Annotated in this window: 19 protein-coding genes and 1 rRNA gene; 8 read left to right on the top strand and 12 right to left on the bottom strand. The window is 74.3% G+C overall.

Features of this window, described 5'->3' with window-relative positions:
* Positions 1 to 77, top strand: a 5S ribosomal RNA gene (rrf, locus tag ACFYUY_RS32885); the annotation flags it as partial.
* 79 nt (positions 78 to 156) lie between these two features.
* Here rrf and ACFYUY_RS32880 read toward each other — a convergent pair.
* The gene (locus ACFYUY_RS32880) at positions 157 to 609 is read right to left on the bottom strand and encodes a GNAT family N-acetyltransferase (protein WP_360223222.1); all 453 of its coding nucleotides are present in this window, start codon (positions 607 to 609) and stop codon (positions 157 to 159) included.
* Positions 610 to 699: 90 nt separating this feature from the next.
* A complete protein-coding gene (locus tag ACFYUY_RS32875) occupies positions 700 to 1,491 on the bottom strand; it encodes a VOC family protein (RefSeq protein ID WP_360223219.1) in 792 nt (263 codons plus the stop codon).
* 199 nt (positions 1,492 to 1,690) lie between these two features.
* Between ACFYUY_RS32875 and ACFYUY_RS32870 the strand changes: the two genes are divergently transcribed.
* From ACFYUY_RS32870 to ACFYUY_RS32860, 3 genes are all read left to right on the top strand, one after another.
* The gene (locus ACFYUY_RS32870; RefSeq protein WP_387906065.1) at positions 1,691 to 3,925 is read left to right on the top strand and encodes an ATP-dependent RecD-like DNA helicase; all 2,235 of its coding nucleotides are present in this window, start codon (positions 1,691 to 1,693) and stop codon (positions 3,923 to 3,925) included.
* A gap of 225 nt (positions 3,926 to 4,150) precedes the next feature.
* Positions 4,151 to 5,440, top strand: coding sequence for a citrate synthase (locus ACFYUY_RS32865; RefSeq protein ID WP_360223213.1), 1,290 nt, complete (start codon positions 4,151 to 4,153; stop codon positions 5,438 to 5,440).
* A gap of 509 nt (positions 5,441 to 5,949) precedes the next feature.
* Positions 5,950 to 6,669, top strand: coding sequence for an SDR family oxidoreductase (locus ACFYUY_RS32860; RefSeq protein ID WP_360223210.1), 720 nt, complete (start codon positions 5,950 to 5,952; stop codon positions 6,667 to 6,669).
* Positions 6,670 to 6,732: 63 nt separating this feature from the next.
* Here the strand turns inward: ACFYUY_RS32860 and ACFYUY_RS32855 are convergent, their stop codons facing one another.
* Both ACFYUY_RS32855 and ACFYUY_RS32850 read right to left on the bottom strand, forming a co-directional pair.
* Positions 6,733 to 9,015 (bottom strand): heavy metal translocating P-type ATPase, encoded by a 2,283-nt coding sequence (locus tag ACFYUY_RS32855; RefSeq protein WP_387906062.1) that lies wholly within the window; start codon positions 9,013 to 9,015, stop codon positions 6,733 to 6,735.
* A gap of 81 nt (positions 9,016 to 9,096) precedes the next feature.
* Entirely contained in the window at positions 9,097 to 9,315 is a 219-nt protein-coding gene (locus ACFYUY_RS32850) for a heavy-metal-associated domain-containing protein (RefSeq protein WP_360217051.1), read from the bottom strand.
* A 97-nt stretch (positions 9,316 to 9,412) separates the two neighbouring features.
* Here ACFYUY_RS32850 and ACFYUY_RS32845 point away from each other — a divergent pair, with 97 nt between their 5' ends.
* A complete protein-coding gene (locus ACFYUY_RS32845) occupies positions 9,413 to 10,618 on the top strand; it encodes a PP2C family protein-serine/threonine phosphatase (RefSeq protein WP_363364982.1) in 1,206 nt (401 codons plus the stop codon).
* A gap of 154 nt (positions 10,619 to 10,772) precedes the next feature.
* On the opposite strand, the gene dhaL is transcribed toward ACFYUY_RS32845, so the two are convergent.
* Positions 10,773 to 11,492: a dihydroxyacetone kinase subunit DhaL gene (dhaL, locus tag ACFYUY_RS32840; RefSeq protein ID WP_387906059.1), complete on the bottom strand. Its 720-nt coding sequence runs from the start codon at positions 11,490 to 11,492 to the stop codon at positions 10,773 to 10,775.
* A gap of 14 nt (positions 11,493 to 11,506) precedes the next feature.
* On the bottom strand, positions 11,507 to 12,502 hold the full coding sequence (gene dhaK / locus ACFYUY_RS32835) for a dihydroxyacetone kinase subunit DhaK (RefSeq protein ID WP_387906057.1): 996 nt from the start codon (positions 12,500 to 12,502) through the stop codon (positions 11,507 to 11,509).
* 167 nt (positions 12,503 to 12,669) lie between these two features.
* Between dhaK and dhaM the strand changes: the two genes are divergently transcribed.
* On the top strand, positions 12,670 to 13,062 hold the full coding sequence (dhaM, locus tag ACFYUY_RS32830; RefSeq protein WP_387906055.1) for a dihydroxyacetone kinase phosphoryl donor subunit DhaM: 393 nt from the start codon (positions 12,670 to 12,672) through the stop codon (positions 13,060 to 13,062).
* 72 nt (positions 13,063 to 13,134) lie between these two features.
* Here the strand turns inward: dhaM and ACFYUY_RS32825 are convergent, their stop codons facing one another.
* Positions 13,135 to 14,847 (bottom strand): bifunctional 3'-5' exonuclease/DNA polymerase, encoded by a 1,713-nt coding sequence (locus tag ACFYUY_RS32825; protein WP_387906052.1) that lies wholly within the window; start codon positions 14,845 to 14,847, stop codon positions 13,135 to 13,137.
* A gap of 153 nt (positions 14,848 to 15,000) precedes the next feature.
* On the opposite strand from ACFYUY_RS32825, the gene ACFYUY_RS32820 reads away from it, so the two are divergent.
* Positions 15,001 to 17,025, top strand: a complete 2,025-nt coding sequence (locus tag ACFYUY_RS32820) for a M3 family metallopeptidase (RefSeq protein ID WP_360217033.1) — start codon at positions 15,001 to 15,003, stop codon at positions 17,023 to 17,025.
* Positions 17,026 to 17,052: 27 nt separating this feature from the next.
* Here ACFYUY_RS32820 and ACFYUY_RS32815 read toward each other — a convergent pair whose 3' ends face one another.
* Positions 17,053 to 18,528: a cellulase family glycosylhydrolase gene (locus ACFYUY_RS32815; RefSeq protein WP_387906049.1), complete on the bottom strand. Its 1,476-nt coding sequence runs from the start codon at positions 18,526 to 18,528 to the stop codon at positions 17,053 to 17,055.
* Between the two features lie 118 nt (positions 18,529 to 18,646).
* A complete protein-coding gene (locus ACFYUY_RS32810) occupies positions 18,647 to 19,282 on the bottom strand; it encodes a TetR family transcriptional regulator (protein WP_360217027.1) in 636 nt (211 codons plus the stop codon).
* Between the two features lie 125 nt (positions 19,283 to 19,407).
* Between ACFYUY_RS32810 and ACFYUY_RS32805 the strand changes: the two genes are divergently transcribed.
* Positions 19,408 to 20,634, top strand: a complete 1,227-nt coding sequence (locus ACFYUY_RS32805; RefSeq protein ID WP_360217024.1) for an acyl-CoA dehydrogenase family protein — start codon at positions 19,408 to 19,410, stop codon at positions 20,632 to 20,634.
* Between the two features lie 46 nt (positions 20,635 to 20,680).
* On the opposite strand, the gene ACFYUY_RS32800 is transcribed toward ACFYUY_RS32805, so the two are convergent.
* The 3 genes from ACFYUY_RS32800 to ACFYUY_RS32790 form a co-directional block, all read right to left on the bottom strand.
* The gene (locus ACFYUY_RS32800; RefSeq protein WP_360217021.1) at positions 20,681 to 21,280 is read right to left on the bottom strand and encodes a hypothetical protein; all 600 of its coding nucleotides are present in this window, start codon (positions 21,278 to 21,280) and stop codon (positions 20,681 to 20,683) included.
* 133 nt (positions 21,281 to 21,413) lie between these two features.
* Positions 21,414 to 22,223, bottom strand: coding sequence for an enoyl-CoA hydratase/isomerase family protein (locus ACFYUY_RS32795; RefSeq protein WP_360217018.1), 810 nt, complete (start codon positions 22,221 to 22,223; stop codon positions 21,414 to 21,416).
* A 35-nt stretch (positions 22,224 to 22,258) separates the two neighbouring features.
* Positions 22,259 to 22,948, bottom strand: coding sequence for a helix-turn-helix domain-containing protein (locus ACFYUY_RS32790; protein ID WP_360217015.1), 690 nt, complete (start codon positions 22,946 to 22,948; stop codon positions 22,259 to 22,261).
* Positions 22,949 to 23,172 lie beyond the last annotated feature (224 nt).

Below are 23,172 nucleotides of genomic sequence, written 5' to 3'. Positions count from 1 at the left end.
CGAACCCGGAAGCTAAGCCTCACAGCGCCGATGGTACTGCAGGGGGGACCCTGTGGGAGAGTAGGACGCCGCCGAACAATTCTTCGAGAAAACCCCCGCCGGGCACCCGGCGGGGGTTTTCTGCTTTTCCGATGCTTTTCCGCGTCCCCGGGGCGCTCAGAGCGGCAGCTTGAAGCCGACGTGGGAGGCTGTGAAGCCGAGCCGTTCGTAGAAGCGGTGGGCGTCGGTGCGGGTGGCGTCGGAGGTGAGCTGGACGAGGTCGGCGCCGAGGTCGCGGGAGCGGTCGACGGCCCAGCGGATGAGGTCGGTGCCGAGGCCGCTGCCCCGCTCGTCGGCGTGGATGCGGACGCCCTCGATGATCGCGCGGGTGGAGCCCTTGCGGGAGAGGCCGGGGACCAGGGTCAGCTGGAGCGTGCCGACCGTGCGGCCGGCGCGTTCGGCGACGACCAGGTGCTGGTGCGGGTCGCCGTCGATGCGGGCGAGGGCGGCACGGTACGGGGTGAGGTCGTCGGGGCTCTCGCGGGTGGCGCCCAGGGGGTCGTCGGCGAGCATCGCCACCACCGCCGGCAGGTCGTCTTCGGTGGCCCGGCGGATCGTCAGATCGGTCATGACCAGAGGATAGGCCGCCCCCTCACCCGCACCCCCGGCCGGTAGCCCCCGCAGGACCCCCTCAGGGCCCTTCTCGGGGGTGATCTGCCGTCACTCCCCGGGCTTCGCGGTGGTGATGACGGCGAAGGCGGCTCCGTGCGGGTCGTCCAGCTGGGCGAGGCGGCCGACGCCGTGGACGTCCGACGCGGGGATCCGCACGGTGGCGCCGAGGGTGCCGGCGATGGCGAGGCTGGCGTCGACGTTGGGGACCTCGAAGTAGGGGAGCCAGTGGGAGGCGGTGCCGGCGGCGGTCCGCGCGGGGTCGAGTTGCACGATGCCGCCGTGGGCGTCCTCGGTGCCGCCGCCGGCCGGGGTGAGGACGGTGTAGACGAGGCCCTCGACCGGGACGTCCTGTTCCTGCCAGCCGAAGACGGCGCGGTAGAAGGCCTTGGCGCGTTCGGCGTCGACGCTGTGGCACTCGGTCCAGCAGAGGCTGCCCTCGTCGTCGACGGCCTCCAAGCCCCGGGTGTCGTGCGGCTGCCAGACCGAGAACTCGGCGCCGGTCGGGTCGGCGTAGCCGGCCATCCGGCCCGCGGTGAAGACGTCGAAGGGGGCGAACCGGACGCGGCCGCCGGCCTGTTCGACGAGTTCGGTGGTGCGGTCGGCGTCGGGGGTGGCGAAGTAGACCGTCCAGCCGGGCTGGTCGCTCTCCTCGGTGAGCGGGCCGAGCGCGGCGACCGTGCGGCCGTCGAGCCGGAAGAAGCCGTAGCCGCCGGCCTCGGGGCCGCCCGAGTCGAAGGTCCAGCCGAACAGGGCGGTGTAGAAGTCGACGGAGGCCCCGGTGTCGGGGCTGCCGAGGTCGAGCCAGTCGGGGGAGCCGGGGCGGAAGGCGGTGTTGAGCATGGCGGCACTGCTCCTCGGACGGGCCCGTGCGGGTGCGGGCGCGGTCGGCGCTCCCCCCGCCCCTCCCAGCCTGGCACCTGCGCGGGGGCGCTGCACGGCAGGGCCGCGGGGGCCGTCCGGCGCGGATTCGGGGGTGTCCGGGGCGGGCGGTACGGTGCGTAGCGGAAAGGTCCACCCGTACCGGTCGAAGGGGGTCCCGGTGGCCAGGCAGGCGCAGTCGGGGCAGGAGGTGCCGCGCCAGCTCGCACAGGTCGAGGGCGTGCTGGAGCGGATCACGTACGCCAACGAGGAGACCGGTTACACGGTGGCCCGGGTGGACACCGGCCGGGGGGCGAACGACCTGCTGACGGTGGTCGGGGCGCTGCTGGGGGCGCAGGTCGGCGAGTCGCTGCGGTTGCACGGGCGGTGGGGTTCGCACCCGCAGTACGGGAGGCAGTTCACGGTGGAGAACTACACCACGGTGCTGCCGGCGACGGTGCAGGGCATCCGGCGGTACCTGGGCTCGGGGCTGATCAAGGGGATCGGGCCGCGGTTCGCGGAGCGGATCGTGGAGCGGTTCGGGGTGGACACCCTGGAGGTCATCGAGAACGAGCCGGGGCGGCTGATCGAGGTGCCCGGGCTGGGCCCGAAGCGGACGAAGAAGATCGCGGCGGCCTGGGAGGAGCAGAAGGCCATCAAGGAGGTGATGGTCTTCCTGCAGGGGGTGGGGGTGTCGACCTCGCTGGCGGTGCGGATCTACAAGCAGTACGGCGACGCCTCGATCGGGGTGGTGCGCAACGAGCCGTACCGGCTGGCGTCGGACGTGTGGGGGATCGGGTTCCTGACGGCGGACCGGATCGCCCAGGCGGTGGGGATCCCGCACGACAGTCCGGAGCGGGTGAAGGCCGGGCTGCAGTACGCGCTGTCGCAGAGCAGCGACCAGGGGCACTGCTACCTGCCCGAGGAGCGTCTGATCGCGGACGGCGTGAAGCTGCTGCAGGTGGACGTCGGGCTGGTGATCGAGTGCCTGGCGGAGCTGGTGGCGGCGGAGGGGGTGGTGCGGGAGTCGGTGCCGGGGGACGCGGGCGAGCCGATCACCGCGGTGTACCTGGTGCCGTTCCACCGGGCGGAGATCTCGCTGGCCAACCAGTTGCTGCGGCTGCTGCGTTCGGACGCCGACCGGATGCCGTGGTTCGGTGCGGTGGACTGGCCGGTGGCGCTGGAGTGGCTGGCGAAGCGGACCGGGGCGGACCTCGCTCCGGAGCAGGAGCAGGCGGTGCGGCTGGCGCTGACCGAGAAGGTCGCGGTGCTGACGGGGGGTCCGGGCTGCGGCAAGTCGTTCACGGTGAAGTCGATCGTGGCGCTGGCGCTGGCGAAGCGGGCGAAGGTGGTGCTCGCGGCGCCGACGGGGCGCGCGGCGAAGCGGCTGGCGGAGCTGACCGGGGCGGAGGCCTCGACGGTGCACCGGCTGCTGGAGCTCAAGCCGGGCGGGGACGCCGCCTACGACCGGGACCGCCCGCTGGACGCGGACCTGGTGGTGGTGGACGAGGCCTCGATGCTGGACCTGATCCTGGCGAACAAGCTGGTCAAGGCGGTGCCGCCGGGTGCGCACCTGCTGTTCGTGGGGGACGTGGACCAGCTGCCGTCGGTGGGGGCCGGCGAGGTGCTGCGGGACCTGCTGGCGCAGGACGGCCCGATCCCGTCGGTGCGGCTGACCAGGATCTTCCGGCAGGCGCAGCAGTCGGGGGTGGTGACCAACGCGCACCGGATCAACGAGGGGAAGCCGCCGTTGACGGACGGTCTGGCGGACTTCTTCCTGTTCGTGGAGGAGGACGCGGAGCGGGCGGCCGGTCTGACGGTGGACGTGGTGGCGCGCCGGATCCCGCAGCGGTTCGGCTTCGATCCGCGCCGGGACGTCCAGGTGCTGGCGCCGATGCACCGGGGGCCGGCCGGGGCGGGGAACCTGAACACCCTGCTGCAGGCGGCGGTGACGCCGGCCCGGGAGGGGCTGGCGGAACGGCGTTTCGGCGGGCGGACGTTCCGGGTGGGGGACAAGGTCACCCAGATCCGCAACAACTACGACAAGGGGCGGAACGGCGTCTTCAACGGCACAGTGGGAGTGGTGACCGCCCTCAGCGCGGACGACCAGCGGCTGACGGTGCTGACCGACGAGGACGAGGAGGTGGGCTACGACTTCGACGAACTGGACGAGCTGGCCCACGCGTACGCGGTGACGATCCACCGCTCGCAGGGCAGCGAGTACCCGGTCGTGGTGATTCCGGTCACTATGTCCGCTTGGACGATGCTCCAGCGAAATCTGCTCTACACCGCCGTGACCAGGGCGCGGAAACTGGTGGTACTGGTCGGGTCACGGAAAGCGATCGCGCAGGCCGTGCGGGCCGTCAGTGCAGGTCGGCGGCATGCCGCGCTCGATCATCGGCTGGCAACTGGATGATTATCCAACGGGATGGTTGCCTCTAATGTTCTCTTGACGTGAAGAGATTTACGGCAGAGCCTAGGGTGGTGCCGATCTTGTCCGGTTCGTACCGGCTGCGGCGGCAGGTTTTGTAGGGGCGGGCCCTTTCGGGCCACCCCGGGTGCGCGGCTGTCCTCCAGATGGGGGATGGTGGAGACAGTCAGGGCACCTTGGAAGAGGATTCATTTCGTCGGTGAGGAAGACGTGAGCGACAACTCGGTAGTACTGCGGTACCAGGACGGCGAGTACGAGTACCCCGTCGTCGAGAGCACTGCGGGCAACGCCGGCTTCGACATCTCGAAGCTGCTCCCGCAGACCGGCCTGGTCACCCTGGACAACGGCTTCGGTAACACCGCCGCGTACAAGTCCGCGATCACCTTCGTGGACGGCGACAACGGCATCCTGCGGTACCGCGGCTACCCGATCGAGCAGCTCGCAGCACAGGGCGGCTTCATCGAGACCGCGTACCTCCTGATCAACGGTGAGCTCCCCAACGCCGGCCAGCTGGCGGACTTCAACCGCGAGATCACCCAGCACACCCTGCTGCACGAGGACGTCAAGCGCTTCTTCCAGGGCTTCCCGCGGGACGCCCACCCGATGGCCATGCTGTCCTCGGTCGTCGGCGCGCTGTCCACGTTCTACCCGGAGAGCCACAACCCGTTCGACGCGGACCAGCGCCACCTGTCGACCGTCCGCCTGCTCGCCAAGCTGCCGACGATCGCCGCGTACGCGTACAAGAAGGCGATGGGCCAGCCCTTCGTCTACCCGCGCAACGACCTGAGCTACGTCGAGAACTTCCTGCGGATGACCTTCGCGGTGCCCGCCGAGGACTACGAGCTCAACCCGGTCATCGTCAACGCCCTGGACAAGCTGCTCATCCTGCACGCGGACCACGAGCAGAACTGCTCGACCTCCACCGTGCGCCTGGTCGGCTCCAGCCACGCCAACCTGTTCGCCTCCATCTCGGCCGGCATCTCCGCCCTGTGGGGCCCGCTGCACGGCGGCGCCAACCAGGCCGTGCTGGAGATGCTGGAGAGCATCCAGAAGGACGGCGGCGACGTCGACGCCTTCATCACGAAGGTCAAGAACCGCGAGGCCGGCGTCAAGCTGATGGGCTTCGGCCACCGCGTCTACAAGGCCTTCGACCCGCGCGCCGCGCAGGTCAAGCTGCTCGCGCACGAGGTCCTCGCCCAGCTCGGCAAGAACGACGAGCTGCTGGAGATCGCGCTCAAGCTGGAGGAGCACGCCCTCAAGGACGACTTCTTCGTCTCGCGCAAGCTCTACCCGAACGTGGACTTCTACACCGGCCTGATCTACCGCGCCATGGGCTTCCCGACCAGCATGTTCACCGTGCTGTTCGCCCTCGGCCGGCTGCCGGGCTGGATCGCCCACTGGCACGAGATGATCAACGACCCGACCAGCCGGATCGGCCGCCCGCGCCAGATCTACACGGGCACCGAGATCCGCGACTACGTCGCCCTCGGCGAGCGCTGACGCAGAACCGGAAGGGCCCGGCCGCACCGTGGTGCGGCCGGGCCCTTCGGCGTCCCCGCGGGGACGGAACCGTACGGCGCACGACTCCGGGGCCGGGCCGTGACCGGGGACGGCCGCTCAAAGCGTCCCTGGCCCGTCACAACCCCGGCGCCGTGCGCGAGGTCGTCATGGTCGACGACCGTCCCGGGGCCCGCCGGAGCCCCGTCGGCGGCAGCCGGTGGCGGTGCGGGGACGCGTTGCCGTTCGTAGCGTCTCCACCCACCGGAAAACTGCCGCACTACCAACCTAAGACGTATCAGGGTGCGAGAAGTTACGCCCGGGGGGTGTGAGCTGCCTCTCGCCACGCTCCGTGTGCGCCTCGTGCCCGGCCCATACCACACGATCCCGCGCGGGCTACGTCACCCTCCCCGCAGTCACGGCAACCGAGCGTGATAGGAATCGTGGCATTCCGGTACGGACCGCCCCGCACCCTCGCAGCGTGGCGGCGGAACTGGGGAGGGAGTGCGCAGATGGCCAGGAACGTGGTTGTCACCGGCGGTGGCACGGGAATCGGGTACGAGGTCGCGCGGCGGTTCGCCGAGGCGGGCGATCGGGTCGTGATCGTGGGCCGCCGCCGCGAGGTGCTCGAGGCGGCCGCGGCCGACCTCGGGACGAACGTCACCCCCCTGGTGTGCGACCTCGCCGACCCCGACGCCGTCGAGGCCGTGCTGGGCGACCTGCCCGAGCGGATCGACGTCCTGGTCAACAACGCCGGGAGCCGGGAGACCGTGATCGGCGGCGGGCCGCACGCCCTGCTGGCGCGCTGGCGCGGCGACTTCGAGCGCAACGTGCTGACCGTGGTGCTGCTCACCGAGTCGCTCCGCGACCGGCTCACCCCGGGCGCCGGCCGGGTCGTCACCATCAGCTCCATCGCCGCGCTGCGCGGGGCCGGTTCGTACGGCGCGGCGAAGGCCTCGCTGCACGCCTGGAACCACTTCCTGGCCGCCCAGCTGGGAACCTCGGGCATCACCGCCAACATCGTCGCGCCGGGGACGGTGGCCGGCACCGAGTTCTTCGGCCCCCGGCTGGACGAGGCGGAGGTCTCCCGCCGGGCGGCCCGCACCCTGCTCGGTCGGATCGGCGAGACCGGCGAGGTCGCCGGGGCGGTGTACTTCCTGGCCTCGCCCGAGGCCGGCTTCATCACCGGCGAGATCCTGCACTGCAACGGCGGCGAGCTGCTCGGCCGCTAGGACGTTGCCGCGGGAGGGGTCCGGACCGGGCGGTCCGGGCCCCTCCGGCGTGCGGCGGGTGCGTCAGGACGGCCGGAAGCGGCGCAGCCGCAGGCTGTTGGTGACCACGAAGACCGAGGAGAAGGCCATCGCGGCCCCGGCGATCACGGGGTTGAGCAGTCCGGCCGCGGCCAGCGGGATCGCCGCGACGTTGTAGCCGAACGCCCAGCACAGGTTGCCCCTGATGGTGCCGAGCGTGCGGCGGGAGAGCCGGATCGCGTCGGCGGCGGCCCGCAGGTCCCCGCGGACGAGGGTGAGGTCGCCGGCCTCGATGGCGGCGTCGGTGCCGGTGCCCATGGCCAGGCCGAGGTCGGCCTGGGCGAGTGCGGCCGCGTCGTTGACGCCGTCGCCGACCACCGCGACGACCCGGCCCTCGGCCTGCAGCCGGCGGACGGCGGCGAGCTTCTCCTCCGGCATGACCTCGGCGATGACGTGTTCCGGGGCGATGCCGACCTCGGCGGCGACGGCCTCGGCGGCCGCGCGGTTGTCCCCGGTCAGCAGCACCGGCGTCAGGCCCAGGGCGCGCAGCCGGGCGATCGCCTCGGCACTGGTCGGCCGGACGGCGTCGGCGACCTCCAGCACGGCCCGCGCCGCGCCGTCCCAGCCCACCACGACGGCGGTGCGGCCGGCCGCCTCGGCCGCGGCCCTGGCCCGCTCCAGGGCCGGCGGCAGCGGTGCCGTCCCCGCCCGCCCGGCCGTCACCGGGCGGCCCTCGACGACGCCCCGCACGCCCCGGCCGGGTGTGCTGCGGAAGTCCTGGACGGGCGGCAGGCCGCCGGTGCGCTCGGCCGCGGCGGTGGCGATGGCGCGGGCGACGGGGTGTTCGGAGGCGTGTTCCAGGGCGCCGGCCAGGCGCAGGGCCTCGGCTTCGGTGACGCCCTCGGCGGTGTGCACGGCGAGCAGGGTCATCCGTCCGGTGGTGACGGTGCCGGTCTTGTCCAGGACGACGGTGTCGACCTTGCGGGTGTTCTCCAGCACCTCGGGGCCCTTGATCAGGATGCCGAGCTGGGCGCCGCGGCCGGTGCCGACCATGAGCGCGGTCGGGGTGGCCAGGCCGAGGGCGCACGGGCAGGCGATGATCAGCACCGCGACGGCCGCGGTGAAGGCCGCGGTGGGGCTGTCGGTGGCCAGCAGCCGGCCGACCAGGGTGGCCAGCGCGATCAGGATGACGACCGGGACGAAGACGGCGGAGATGCGGTCGGCGAGGCGCTGGGCGGCGGCCTTGCCGTTCTGCGCGTCCTCGACCAGCCGGGCCATCCGGGCGAGCTGGGTGTCGGCGCCGACCCTGGTGGCCTCGACGACCAGCCGGCCGCCCGCGTTGACGGTCGCACCGGTGACCGCGTCGCCGACGGAGACCTCCACGGGCACCGACTCACCGGTCAGCATCGAGGCGTCGACGGCGGAGCCGCCCTCGACCACCGTGCCGTCGGTGGCGACCTTCTCCCCGGGGCGCACCACGAACCGGTCGCCCACCGCGAGCTCCGCGACCGGGATCCGCACCTCCTGCCCGGCCCGCAGGACGGCCACGTCCTTGGCCCCCAGGTCGAGCAGGGCGTGCAGGGCGGCTCCCGCCCGGCGCTTGGCGCGGGCCTCCAGGTGGCGGCCGAGCAGGATGAGCACGGTGACTGCGGCGGCCGTCTCCAGGTAGAGGGTGGAGGAGGCGTCGGCCCCGCCGATCGGGGTCGAGAAGTCGTGGTGCATCCCGGGCCGGCCGGCGTGGCCCCAGAACAGCGCCCAGAACGACCAGCCGAAGGCGGCCAGGGTGCCGAGGGAGACCAGGGTGTCCATCGTCGCCGCGCCGTGCTTGAGGTTGGTCCAGGCGGCGCGGTGGAACGGCAGGCCGCCGTGCACCACGACCGGGCCGGTGAGCGCGAAGGCCAGCCACTGCCAGTTGGTGAACTGCAGGGCCGGGACCATCGAGAGCAGCACGACCGGGAGGCTGAGGACGGCGCTGGTCAGCAGCCGGTCGAGCAGGGGGTCGGCGGGCTGTTCCGGCGCGGGGCGGTCGGCCGTGGCGGCGGGGGTCGGCCCGGGCTCGGCGGGGGCCGGCGGCGGCGGGAGCTCGGCGGTGTAGCCGGTGCGTTCGACGGTGGTGATCAGGTCCTCGAGGGAGACCCCGGGGCCGTAGTCCACCCGGGCCCTCTCGGTGGCGAAGTTGACGGTGGCCTCGACGCCGTCGAGCCGGTTGAGCTTCTTCTCGATCCGGGCCGCGCAGGAGGCGCAGGTCATCCCGCCGATCGACAGTTCGACGCGCTCGCGGGCCCCGGTGCCGGCTGCGCCCTGTATGCCGGGGGCGGCGGCGGTCATGCTCCCACCTCGATCATGCGGATCAGCTCCTTGGAAGGGTGTGCGGCGGGGTCCGCTGCCCGGGCCCCGCCGCACCGGGGGTCAGACGCTGCGGCCGACCAGTTCGTAACCGGCCTCGTCGACCGCGGTGCGGACCTGCTCGTCGTCCAACGGCGCGAGGGAGGAGACCGTCACGGTGCCGGCCTTGGCGTCGGCGGCGACCCCGGTGACGCCGTCCAGGGCGGTGAGTTCCTGGCTGATCGCGTTCTCGCAGTGGCCGCAGCTCATGCCGGTCACGGTGTAGGTGGTGGTGCTGGACATCCGGGCCTCCGGGGGTGCGCTGACCCGGGCGTCGGCCCGGGCTCTGACTCTGGCGACCACCGTACCCCTCAGGGGTATTTCGCGGAGGGGTGGGGCGGTGGGCGTGCTGATCGTCCCTTATGTTCGATATGTGTTCCCGATCCGCCGCGCCCAGTCGCCCTCGGCCCCCACGGCCGCCGCACTGCCACCGGGCCGTCGGCGCGGTGCCCTGCTGGCCACCGACCTCCAGGACGTGCCGTTCTGGCGGCGGGCCTCGCCCGCGCTGCTCGCCGTCCTGCTGGTCGGGCTCGCCGACCTGCTCTCCGGCAAGGACCGCTACCTCGCCCCGCTGATGACCGTCGTCCCGGCCGTCGCCGCACTCACCCTCAGACCGGGCGAACTGCTCGCGGTCTGCGCACTCGGACTGGTGGCCGTCTTCGGACTCAGCCACTACGACGAGGTCGACAACATCAACGACGCGCGCTTCCTCTACGGGGCGATGGTCAGCTACGTGGTGCTCACCGTCTTCTCCGCCTGGGTCGCGAAGATCCGGATGCGGCGCGCCGCGGCCTTCGCGGCCGTCAGCTCCGTCGCCGAGGCCGCCCAGCGGGCGCTGCTGCAGCTGCCCGGGCCGGTCGTCGGGCCGCTGCGGCTGGCCGTCCGGTACGTCTCGGCGGCCGACGCCTCGCGCATCGGCGGGGACCTCTACTCGGTGTTGGAGACCCCGCACGGCACCCGGGTCGCGGTCGGCGACGTCCGGGGCAAGGGCCTCGCCGCGGTGCAGACCGCGGCCGTGGTGCTGGGCGCCTTCCGCGAGGCCGCGTACGACGAGTCCGGCCTGCGGGGCGTCGCCGCCCGGATCGAGGCCAGCGTCGAGCGGCACGTGCCGGACGGGGAGTTCACCACCGCGCTGTTCGCGGAGTTCCGCACGCCCGGGGTGATGGAGCTGCTGCAGTACGGTCACGTCCCGCCCATCCGGGTCGACGGGGACGGGCGGGCGCACGTGCTGGACGCCCCGGACCCGTGGGTGCCGCTCGGCCTCGGCCGGCTGGCCGCGGGGGAGCCGGCCAGCTGGGGACAGCCCTTCGGGACCGCGGACGTCCTGGTGCTCTGCACGGACGGGGTGGTCGAGGCGCGGCACCGCGAGGACGGGGCGTTCTACCCGCTGGCGGAGCGGGTCGGGCCGCTGGTGCGCGGCGCCTGCGGCTCGGCCGGGGAGCTGGAGGCGGCGGTCGGGCGGGTGTACGCGGACCTGCTGGCGCACACCGGCGGGGACCTGCGGGACGACGCCCTGCTGCTGTTGATCGCCCGGACGGACGGCTGAGGCCGGGGGCCCGGCGTTCCGGACGCGCCCGGGCTGGGCTTCGCGGTCGGGTCCTCGCGGTCGGGTCTTCGCGGGCTGGGTCTTCGCGGGCTAGGCCCCGCGGTCGGGGCCGAGCCTGGAGGGCCCGGCCCCGGAGGCCCGTCGGGGTGGCCCCTCAGCCGGCGCTGACGGCGGCGAGGGCCCGGAACAGCAGGGCGGTGGAGGTGGCGCCCGGGTCCTGGTGGCCGATGCTGCGCTCGCCCAGGTAGGAGGCGCGGCCCTTGCGGGCCCGCAGCGGGACGGTGTCGCGGGCGCCCTGTTCGGCGGCGACCGCGGCGGCCTCGGCGGCCTCGGGGAGGGCGGCGCCGGCCGCGGCCGCGGCGCGGAACGCGGCGACCGCCGGGGTGTAGGCGTCCACGATGGTCTTGTCCCCGGGGTCGGCCTTGCCGAGCGCGCGGACGGCGTCCAGTCCGGCGGCCAGCGCCTCGGCCACGTCCGCCGGGCCGGCCGGCCCGGGCAGGGCGGCGCCGACGGCCCGGAGGGCCTTGCCGTAGAGCGGGCCCGAGGCACCGCCGACCTTGGAGATCAGCGTGCTGCCGGTCTTCGTGAGGACGGCGCCGGGGCCGGCCGGCGCGAGGCCGTCGAGGGCGGTCAGGGCGGCGGCGAAGCCCCGCCGGAGGTTGCTGCCGTGGTCGCCGTCGCCGATCGCGGAGTCCAGCTCGGTGAGCCGGGCCTGCTCCTCCTCGACGGCCGCGGCGGCGGCGCGGATCCAGGCCTCGGCCAGCCGGGCGTCGAGGAGCCGGGTGCCGGGTGCATCGGTGTCCGGCAGCGGTGCTTCCGGCGGTGCTGCGTGCGGAGCGTCCGGTGCGGGGGACGGCGGGTCGATGGGGGCCATGCCTGCTCCTCCGGTCAGGCCCGCTTGAGGGCGGGGGTGTCGACGGGCGCGTCCCACAGCTCCAGCAGCTGCCGGTCCGCCTTGGTGAGGGTGAGCGAGAAGCCGGCCATGTCCAGGCTGGTGACGTAGTTGCCGACCAGGCTGCGGGCCACCGTGATGCCCTGCTCGGCGAGCCGGGCGGCGACCTCGCCGTAGGTGATGTACAGCTCCAGCAGCGGGGTGCCGCCGAGGCCGTTGAGCAGGGCGATCACCTCGTCCCCCGGTGCCAGGTGGTGGTCGGCGAGGATGGTGTCGACCACCTCGGCGGCCAGCTCGCGGACCGGGCGGAGCCGTTCGCGGCGGCGGCCGGGCTCGCCGTGGATGCCGACGCCGACCTCGATCTCGTCCTCGGGCAGGTCGAACCCGGGCTTGCCGGCCGCCGGGACGGTCGCCGCGGTGAGCGCGACGGCGAAGGAGCGGGAGGCGGCGTTGACCCGCCGGCCCAGGGCGGCCACCTCGTCGAGCGGGGCGCCCCGCTCGGCCAGCGCGCCCGCGGTCTTCTCGACCAGCACGGTGGCCCCGGTGCCGCGGCGCCCGGCCGTCCAGGTGGAGTCCTCGACCGCGACGTCGTCGTCGACCAGGACGGTGCGGACCTCCAGACCCTCCTCGGCGGCGAGTTCGGCGGCCAGCTCGAAGTTCATCACGTCGCCGGTGTAGTTCTTCACGACGAGGACCACGCCGCCGCCGTTCTCCACCGCCTTCGCCGCGGCCAGTACCTGGTCCGGGACGGGGGAGGTGAAGACCTCGCCGGGGCAGGCCGCGTCCAGCATGCCGGGGCCGACGAAGCCGCCGTGCAGCGGCTCGTGGCCGGAGCCGCCGCCGGAGACCAGCGCGACCTTGGGGCCGGCCGGGCGGGCGGCCCGGGTGATCACCCGGTTGACGAGGTCCACCGCCAGCTCGGGGTGCGCCGCGGCGACTCCGGCCAGTGCGTCCTCCAGGACGCTCTCCGGGGTGTTGATCAGCTTCTTCAACGCTCTTCGCTCCCTTGGGCGTGTCCGACAGGACGCTTCGACGGGCCGTGTGCGGCGGACGCTGCTGCCCCGACGCTACGCCAGACGGGGGTGCCCGGCACGGGGTGCGACACGCAGGGTGTCGGTCACCCTCCCGGAGCAGCGGGATCCGCCGTAAGGTCGCGGGCATGAGCGGAAACGTGGGCGTCGTCCTGGTCTCGCACAGCCCCCGGCTGGCCGCCGGGCTGCGCGAGCTGCTCGCCGAACTCGCCCCGGAGGGCGTGCGGGTGGCGGTCGCGGCCGGGACGGAGGACGGCGGCCTGGGCACCAGCTACGACCTGATCGCGCGGGCCGTCGTCGAGGCCGACGGCGGGGCGGGCGTGGTCGTGCTGCCGGACCTCGGCAGTTCGGTGCTGACCGCCGTCACCGTGCTGGAGGACGAACCGCGCCCGGGGGTGCGCCTGGTGGACGCGCCGTTCGTGGAGGGCGCGGTGGCGGCCGTCGTCACCGCCTCGACCGGCGCGGCGCTGGCCGAGGTGGTCGCGGCGGCGGAGGACGCGCGGGCCTTCCGGAAGCTGTAGCGGCCCGCCACGGGGTGGCGGCCGCCACCCCGCGGGGTGCGGTGGCCGCCCACCGGAGGCACCGGCCCGCCGCTACTTGGCGTCGGCGTAGCAGTCCACCACCGCGGTGGTGAGCGGGAACCGCACCGGGGTGTCGCCGAAGACGAGCCGACGGGCCTCGTCGGCGGCCTCGGTGACGGCGGCGACGACCTCGTCGGCGAGGTTGGCCGGGGTGTGCACGATCACCTCGTCGTGCTGGAAGAACACCAGGTGCGGCCGGTCGGCCGGGCCGGTCGCGGGCAGGTCGTGGAGCCGGCGGCGCAGCGCCGCGAGCAGGGCGAGCGCCCAGTCGGCGGCGCTGGCCTGGATGACGAAGTTGCGGGTGAAGCGGCCGCGGGCGCGGGCCGTCCGGCCGCCGGCCTCGCCGGCCGTGTCGGCCTCGGTGAGGTCGAGGAAGGCGGCCGAGGCGGGCGGGCAGACCCGGCCGAGCCGGGAGGCGACCACGCCGCCGTCCTCGCCGGTGCGGGCGGCGGCCTCGACGTAGCCCATCGCGGCGGGGTAGCGGCGGCGCAGGGTGTTCAGCAGCGGGCCGATGTCGCCGCTGGTCTGGCCGTACATGGCACCGAGCAGACCGAGTTTGGCCTTGTCGCGGTCGCCCTGGAAGGCGTTGGCGGCGAGTGCCTCGTATAGGTCGCCGCCGGCCGCGGTGCGGGCCAGCCCGGCGTCCCGGGAGAGGGCGGCGAGGACCCGGGGCTCCAGTTGGGCGGCGTCGGCGACGACCAGCAGCCAGCCGGGGTCGGCGACGACGGCGCGCCGCAGGATGCGCGGGATCTGCAGGGCGCCGCCGCCGCGGCTGGCCCAGCGCCCGGAGACCACGCCGCCGACCACGTACTCGGGCCGGAAGCGGCCGCCGCGGGCCCAGGTGTCCTGCCAGGCCCAGCCGTGCGCGGCGTGGATCCGGGACAGCTCCTTGTACCGGATCAGCAGCGCGGCGGCCGGGTGGTCGACGCCCTTGAGCTCCCAGGAGCGGGTGGAGCCGAGCTGGACGCCCTGGTCGGCGAAGGCGCGCAGCACCTGGGTGTGCGAGTCGGGGTTGAACGGGCGCCCGCCGAGGGCCTGTTGGAGCCGGGCGCCGAGGTCGGCGAGCAGTTTCGGCTGGGTGCCCGGGACGGCCGGGCGGGGGCCGAGCAGTTCGGTGAGCAGCCGGTCGTGGACGTCGCCGCGCCAGGGCAGCCCGTCGTGGGCCATCTCTGCGGCCACCAGCGCGCCGGCCGACTCGGCGGCGACCAGCAGCCGGAACCGCTGCCGGGCGGCCGGGTCGGCGATCGCGGCGAGCCGGCGCTGCTGCTCCGCGTGGACGGCCACCACGGCGGCCAGTGGGTCGGCGCCGGGCGGCAGTTGCAGCCGGTCGGGGGCGAACAGGGTGTCCTGGCCGCCGTCGGACTCGGCGGAGCCGGGCTCGGGCAGGTCGTCCGGGACGGGCAGGCCGCGCAGCCGGGACCAGGCGGCGCCGAGCGAGCGGGGCGCGCCGAACCGGCCCTCGTGGCCGAGCAGCAGCGCCTCGGTGAGCCGCAGGTCGTGGCAGCGGGCGAGGCGGGACTGAAGCCGCGGCAGCAGCGGGGCGTAGGCGGCGTCGGTGGCGGCCCAGACCCACCGCGGGTGCCCGTCGGCCTCGCGGTCGGCGACGGCGGCGGCGAGGTCGGGGACGGCCTCGGGCAGGCCGAGCGGGGCGCCGGAGTCGTCGAGCGGCTGGAGCCGGCCGCCGGGGCCGTGCGGATCGGGGGCGAGGGCGGTCCTGGGTGCCACGGGGGTCTCCTCTCCGGCGCGCTGGTCGGGCGTGCGGGTACGGGCACGGGTGTGCGGGTCTACGGGTGCGCGACCTCGACGTTAACGGGTGGGTCGGACAACCGGGGCCGGGCCGCATAGGCAGGGTGGGTGACACGGCGTAGGGTCGGCGAAATGACCGTGAACCCGTTCTTCGAGGCCAGCACCCTGGTCTACGAGCTGCCGCCCTTCGCCGAGATCCGCGAGGAGCACTACCTGCCCGCCTACCGGCGGGGGATGGCCGAGCAGTTGGCAGAGATCGCCGCGATCACCGCCGATCCGCAGCCGCCGACCTTCGACAACACGCTGGTCGCGCTGGAGCGCTCCGGGGACGTGCTGCGCCGGGTGGACGCCGTGTTCCGCAACCAGTCGGCCTCCGACACCACCGACCTGGTCGACGCGGTGGACGCCGAGGTCAGCCCGCTGCTGGCCGCCCACCACGACGCGATCCACCTGGACCGGGCGCTGTTCGCCCGGATCGAGGAGCTGTACGGGCGCCGCGCCGAGCTGGGCCTGGACCCGGAGTCGCTGCGGCTGCTGGAGCGCCGGCACACCCGCTTCGTCCGCTCCGGCGCCCGGCTGGGCGGGGCCGAGCAGGACCGGCTGCGCGAGCTGAACGCCGAACTGGCCGCGCTCGCAACGACGTTCCAGCAGAACGTGAACGCGGCGACCAGGGCCGCCGCGCTGGTGGTGGACTCCGCCGAGGAGCTGGACGGGCTGTCCGCGGACGCGGTCGCCGCCGCCGCGGAGAACGCCCGGGTGCTGGGCCACGAGGGCCGTTTCGTGCTGAGCCTGAAGAACACCTCGGGTCAGCCCGAACTGGCCGTGCTCACGGACCGCTCGGTGCGCGAGCGGCTGCTGGCAGCCTCGGTCGGCCGGGGCGTCGAGGCGAACGGGCCGCTGGCGATCCGGATGTCCGCGCTGCGCGCCGAGCGGGCCGCGCTGCTGGGCCACCCGAGCCACGCCGCGTACGTGGTCGAGGACGAGACGGCGGGCACGGTGGAGGCGGTCTCCGGGCTGCTGGCCCGGCTGGTGGAGCCGGCGGTGGCCAACGCGCGCCGGGAGGCCGCCGAGCTGGCCAAGGTGGCGGCCGCGGACGGCGTCGAGGAGATCGCCGCGCACGACTGGGCGTACTACTCGGAGAAGGTCCGGCAGGGCGCCTACCAGGTGGACGCGGCGGCGCTGCGCCCCTACTTCGAGCTGGAGCGGGTGCTGCGGGACGGCGTGTTCCACGCGGCGCGGCTGGCGTACGGGCTGACCTTCACCGAGCGGTCGGACCTGACGGCGCACCACCCCGAGGCCCGGGTCTTCGAGGTGTTCGAGGAGGACGGCGCCCCGCTGGGCCTGTTCATCGGCGACTTCCACGCCCGGGCGTCCAAGCGCGGCGGCGCCTGGATGGACGACCTGGTGGCGCAGGCCGGCCTGACCGGCCGGCGCCCGGTGGTGCTCAACAACCTGAACATCCCGAGCCCGGCGCCGGGCGAGCCGGTGCTGCTGAGCTGGGACGAGGTGCGCACGCTCTTCCACGAGTTCGGCCACGCCCTGCACGGGCTGTTCTCGGACGTGCGCTACCCGCTGTTCTCGGGCACCTCGGTGCCCCGGGACTTCGTCGAGTTCCCCTCGCAGGTCAACGAGATGTGGATGGTCCGGCCGGAGGTGCTGGCCGCCTACGCGCGCCACCACGAGACCGGGGAGCCGCTGCCGGCCGAGCTGGTCGAGCGGATGGCGGCCGCCGAGGGCTTCGGTCAGGGCTTCCGGACGGTGGAGTACCTGGCGGCGACCCTGCTGGACTGGGCCTGGCACACCGTGCCGCAGGGCGTGGAGATCGCGGACGCCGAGGAGTTCGAGGCGCGGGTGCTGGCCGAGGCCGGCATCGCGGTGCCGGCGATCCCGCCGCGCTACCGGACGGCGTACTTCCAGCACATCTTCTCCAGCGGCTACAGCGCCGGCTACTACGCCTACATCTGGTCCGAGGTGCTGGACGCCGACACCGTGCAGTGGTTCGAGGACAACGGCCGCCCGGTGCGCGAGAGCGGCGAGCTGTTCCGCCGCGAGCTGCTGGCGCGCGGCTTCAGCCGGGACCCGCTGGAGTCCTTCCGCGCGGTGGTCGGCCGGGCGCCGGAGACCGGCCCGCTGCTGGCCCGGCGGGGCCTGGCCTGACCGCCGGCCGGACGGCCCCGGTGGCGGTCAGCGCGGTGTGACCGTCACCGTCACCGGGGTGCCCGGGGAGGCGTGCGGCAGGCGGACCCGGACGGTGCCGGCCCGCCCGCCGGCCGGCTGCTCGACCTCGACGCGGGCGCCGGCGGGGGTGGCGGTGACGGCGGCGCCGTGCGGGAACGCCGCCGGGGGGAGCACGACTTCGCTGCTGGTGCGGCTGCCGTCGGCGCGCCAGCGCAGGGTGCCGCCGGTGGTGCGCACGTCGGTGCCGGCGACGGCGGCCGGGTAGGGGCCGAAGGCGGGCTCGTCGCCGGGGGCGGGGCGGCCGGCCGGGTCGAGCGCGCAGTAGCCGCCGGTGCCGCGGCACCAGTACCACATGGTCCAGCCCTCGGCGAAGCCGTCCATGGCGGCGACCTGCCGGCGGACCAGCTCGGTGTTTCCGGGCCGGCGGGAGTCCGGCGGGCCCCACTCGCCGACCAGGACGGGCAGGCGGTGCGCGGCGGGGTAGTCGGTGATCGCCGCGGTGTAGCGCTCGACGAAGCCGCCGGACGGGTCCCAGTCGGCGCCGGACTCGACCGCGGTGTCGTAGAAGTGCGGTGCGTAGCCGAGCCTGGGCGGGCCGGGGCGCGGGTCGTCGAAGCCGGGCAGGCGGGTGGGTACGCCCTGGCCGACCAGGACGGTCGGTTCGACGAACAGCCAGGCACGGGTGTCGACCCGGCGGACGGCGGTGATCAGGCGGCGGTACATGTCGGCGAGCCGTCCCTGTTCGAGGGCGGCGGAGGCGGCGGCGAGCACCGCCGGATCGGTCGGGTCGCCGTCCACCGGGCCGAACGGCTCGTTGAACAGGTCGTAGCCCAGCAGCGAGCGGTGGCCGCGCAGTTCACGGGCGAGCCGGGTGTAGAAGTCGGCCTGCCAGGCGCGCAGGTCGGGGTCGTCGTAGAGGTGCCGGAAGGCGGCCTGGACGGCGGGCTGGAAGTAGCCGGCGAACCAGTCGTCGGGGTCGGGGGTGAAGGGCAGTCCGTCGTCCCGGGTGGCCCAGACCGGGATGCCGCGGTCGCCGCCGCCGAACTTCGGCCCGTAGACGTCCTGGTGGAAGTCGACCAGGGCGAGCAGCCCGTACCGGTCGGCCCAGCCGAGGAGCCGGTCCAGGCGGCGCAGCTCGCCCGGGTCGAGGCGGCCGCGGGTGGGCTCCAACCGCGTCCAGGAGACCGCGACCCGGATCAGCGTGAAGCCCTGGGCGGCGACGTCGCGCACGTCGGCCTCGGTGGCCTCGGCGTACTTGTCCAGGTTGAAGCCGCGCAGCTGGAGCCGGCGGCCCCGGGAGTCGGTGAGCGAGGTGCGGCCGTCGGGGCCGGTCGCCGTCCCGACGGGGTGGCGCGCCGGCGTGCCGAGGGACGGGCCGCCGAGGGACCGGTCGCCGAGGGCCGGGGTGGCGTGGGCCGGGGTGGTGGTGAGGACGGCGGTGGCGGCGAGCAGCAGGGCGGCGGCGGTGCGGCGCAGGCGCATCGGGGACCTCGCACGGCGGGGGGGCTGGGGGCCCGATGATGCCCGGGGCGGCGCGCGCCGCACAAGGGTCGTGCGCGCATCGGTCGTGCCGCGGAAGGGGCTTGCGCGGTGCGGGAGTTCAGTCGGTGTCCGGCGCGGCCGGCTCGGCGGGGGCGGCCGGCAGGACGGCGGTGGGCAGGTCGGCGGCGGCGGCGAGGCGGCCCCAGAGCAGGTCGGCGAGGGCCTGCACCATGCGGGTGCGGCTGCAGGGCCTGGTCTCCAGCCACCAGTCGCCGGCGGCCAGCACCATGCCGGTGATGCCGCGCCCCCAGGCCTCGGCGAGCAGGTCGCGGTCGGCGCCGAGGTCGACCTGGTTCTGCACGGCGCGGGTGATCTCCTCGGCGATCTGCCGCAGCGCGGGGGCGAGGGCGTTGCCGGCGCCGCTCGGGTCGCCGGGTTCGGGGTGGGTGAGCAGCCGGTAGACCTGCGGGCGGGCCTCGATGCCGGCCAGGTAGGTGTCCAGGACGTGTTCGACGCGGTCGCGGCGTTCGAGCGGTTCGGCGAGGGCGGCCCGGACGGCGGCGAGCAGTCCGCCGGTGTGGCGTTCGGTCAGGGCCCGGATCAGGCCGTTCCGGTCGCCGAAGTGGCGGTAGAGGATCGGCTTGGTGATGCCGGCCTCGGCGGCGATGGCGTTCATGCTGGCGCTCGGCCCCTCGCGCTGGACGACCCGGTCGGCGGCGTTGAGCAGTTGCTCGCGGCGGGGCTCTCGGGACATGCGCTGCTCCTCGGGTTGGGGTCGGCCTGGGCGTTGACACCGGTTACCAATCAGTAGCAGACTCCGACGATGTTACCCCAGGTAACACCCCGGTCGGCCGCACCCCTTCTTCGGAGGCAAGCACCATGAGCAGCACGTTCTCACTGGACCCGGGCGCGGACCAGCTCGCCGTACGCGACTGGCTGCACGGCTTCGCCGCCGACGTCATCCGACCCGCCGCGGCCGAGTGGGACGAGCGCGAGGAGACCCCCTGGCCGGTCATCCAGGAGGCCGCCAAGCTGGGCATCTACTCCCTGGACTTCTACGCCCAGCAGTACTTCGACCCCTCCGGCGTCGGCATCCCGATCGCCATGGAGGAGCTCTTCTGGGGCGACGCCGGCATCGGGCTCTCCATCGTCGGCACCACCCTCGCCGCCGTCGCGGTGCTCGCGAACGGCACCGACGAGCAGATCGGCACCTGGACCCCGCAGATGTTCGGTACCCCGGACGACCTCAAGGTCGCCGCGTTCTGCTCCTCCGAGCCGGACGCCGGCTCGGACGTCTCGGCGCTGCGCACCCGGGCGGTGTACGACGAGGCCAAGGACGAGTGGGTGCTGAACGGCACCAAGACCTGGGCCACCAACGGCGGGATCGCCGCCGTCCACGTCGTGGTCGCCACCGTCGACCCGGCGCTCGGCGCCAAGGGGCAGGCCTCCTTCGTCGTCCCGCCGGGCACCCCGGGACTGAGCCAGGGCCAGAAGTTCAAGAAGCACGGCATCCGCGCCTCGCACACCGCCGAGGTCGTGCTGGACGGCGTCCGGGTGCCGGGCGGCTGCCTGCTCGGCGGCAAGGAGAAGCTGGACGAGCGGCTGGCCAGGGCCCGCGAGGGCGTCAAGCGCTCCGGCGCCCGGGGCAACGCGGCGATGGCCACCTTCGAGGCCTCCCGCCCGGCCGTCGGCGCGCAGGCGATCGGCATCGCCCGGGCCGCGTACGAGGTGGCGCTGGACTACGCGAGGACCCGCGAGCAGTTCGGCCGCCCGATCATCGACAACCAGGGCGTGGCCTTCCAGCTCGCCGACATGAGGACCCGCATCGACGCCGCCCGCATGCTGGTGTGGCGGGCCTCCTGGATGGCGGCGACCAACCAGCCGTTCACCGCGGCGGAGGGCTCGATGTCCAAGCTGTACGCGGGCGAGACGGCCAAGTGGGTCACCGCGCAGGCGATGCAGATCCTCGGCGGCAACGGCTTCACCCGGGAGTACCCGGTGGAGCGGATGCACCGGGACAGCGCGATCTACTCGATCTTCGAGGGGACCAGCGAGATCCAGCGCCTGGTCATCGCCCGCGCGATCTCCGGGATGCCGATCCGCTGACCCCGGCGGACGGGGTGGGCGCGCCCCGGGGAGTGTCAGACAAGCCCTAGCGGGCGGCCCAGAAGGTGAGCCCCGCGGTGAGCGCGCCGACCACCGCGCCGACGATCGTCTGCGCGGTGGTGTGGTCCCGCAGCACCACCCGGGACCACCCGATCAGCACCACCAGCGGGTAGAGCAGCAGCCACAGCGGGCCGAGTCCGATCCCGAGGCAGACCACCGCGCCGCTGGCGACCGCGGTGTGCACGGAGACCTTCCACCAGACGGTGATCACCAGGATCGGGACCAGCGAGGCGAACATCGCCAGCACCACCGCGGTCAGGTCGGCCGGGGCGTCCAGCCACAGCATCACCGCGAAGCTGGTCAGCACCGAGCCCATGATGAACGGGATGACGGTCAGCCGGCGCTGCCGGTGGCCGACGTGGCGGTCCTCCAGGGTGCCCCTGCGGATGCCGCGCCGGATGAACATCGTCGGGATGACGGCCGCGAACAGCGCCGCGAAGGCCGCCCAGGCGAGGCCCGTCCAGCCGTGGCGGACGCCGCCGAGCAGCGGGAGCATCGCGATGATCACGTTCTTCGGCTCGACGCCGTCCGTGATCCGGCGGGCCCACACCGTGCGGCTGGCGGGGGCGGTCATGGCCTCGGTCATGGGGGTGCGGCTCCGGGCGGTGGCGGGGGCTGGTCGACGGCACGGGGCCGGTCGGACGATCGTACGGGGCCCGGGCGCCGCGCTCCCGGACCGCCCCCGGCCTCCCCGGACCCCCGGGGCGGGCACGGCCCCCTCAGAAGCGGGGCGGACGGCCCTCCAGGAACGCGGCGAGCCCCTCGTGCACGTCGGAGGCCTCCCGGGAGCGGCGCTCCCACGGTGCCAGGGCCTGCGCCGCCTGCTCCGGCGGGACGGCCAGCGCGGCCTTGACGGCGCCGATGGTCTGCGGCGAGCGGCGGGTCAGCAGCCGGGCGAACGCCAGCGCGTTCTCGTCCAACTGGTCGGCCGGCAGCACCCGGTCGGCCAGACCGATCACCGCGGTGCGCGGGCCCTGCACCAACTCGCCGGAGAACAGCAGGTACTTGGCCCGGGAGGGGCCGACCAGCCGGGCCAGCCGCAGGGTCGGCACCGCCGGGTAGACCACCCCGAGCTTGGCCGGGGTGATGCCCATCCGGGCGTCGTCCGCGACGAACCGCAGGTCGCAGGCGACGGCCAGCTGGCAGCCGCCGCCGACGCAGGCGCCGTGCACCACCGCGATCGTCGGGTGCGGGAAGGCGGCCAGCGCCTCCTCGGCGGCGACGTTGACCGCGTGGTACCGGTCGGCGCTGTCCGGGTCGCCGTAGACCCCGGCGAGCTCGTCGATGTCCGCGCCGGCGCTGAACGTCCCGTCCGCGCCGGTGACCAGCAGGACGCGCACGCCCGGCTGCCCGGCGATCCGGGCCAGCACGTCGGGCAGCGCCTGCCAGATGGCCAGTGTGACGGCGTTGCGGCGGTGCGGTCGGGCGAACTCCAGCACGGCGACGCCGTCCTCACCGACGTGGGCGCGCAGGCCGTCGACGTGCGTGGGCAGCGGGGTGCGGTCCCGGGTGAGCAGCGGCTGGTCCATGCGTACCTCCGGAGGGTCGTGGTGCGCACACCCTCTCAGGGCGCCGCCGTGCAGTAGCCGCCGAGGCCCCGTTCGACCAGCGCGTAGGCGCGGCGGGCCCGGTCGAGGGCGGCGGGCAGGGCGTCCGCGGCGCGCGCGCCGGTCAGCATCAGCCGCTGGTTCGCGGTGGTCAGCGTCAGCCTGGTGGCGATCAGCTGGGCCGCGGCGATCTGCGCGGTCAGCTCGTCGTGGGCCGGGTCCTGGGCGAGCAGTTCGGCGGTGAGCAGGTCCCGCGCCTGGTGGGAGAAGACGGCCGTGGCGCGCATCGCGAGCGCCGGGGTGCGGTGGATCAGCCGGACCACGTCCAGCACCACCTGGTCGTCGTTGAGGCCGGTGGCGGGGTCGAGCTGCTCGAGCGCGGCCAGGTACTGGTCGCGCAGCGCCACCACGGCGGAGCTGCCCGGGGCGCGTTCGCGCACCACCCGGGCGGGCTCGTCCAGGTGCTGCTCCATGGGGGCCATGACCAGGTCTTCCTTGGTCGGGAAGTAGTTGAAGACGGTCATCTTGGAGACGTCGGAGGCGGCCGCGATCTCGGCCACCGAGACCTGGTCGAAGTCCCGGGCGGCGAACAGCCCGACGGCGGTGCGCCAGATCCGGATGCCGGTCTGGATCTTCTTGCGCTCGCGCAGCGGGAGCGTGTCGAGGTCCTGGTCGGAGCCGAGGCCGAAGTCGGTGCGTGTCGCCATGGCATGACTGTACCAGGATCAAAGATGTTCCGGGATGAAGATTGTGTTCGGATGAAGAATTGACCCGGTATAAAAATGCTGCCATGGTGAGGGCACGCCGCCGGCCGCACCGGTCCGGCCGGAACTCCACCGCCCCAGGGGGGCTCGAACCATGGCGCGCACCGCCGCACCGACACCGGAACCGACCGCACCGACCCCGACGGCACAGGCCGCACAGGCCGCGA

The organism is Kitasatospora sp. NPDC004745 (assembly GCF_042873275.1).
GTDB lineage: Bacteria > Actinomycetota > Actinomycetes > Streptomycetales > Streptomycetaceae > Kitasatospora.
The sequence above is the reverse complement of the archived record's forward strand: the minus strand, read 5'-3'. Positions and strand labels throughout refer to the sequence as shown.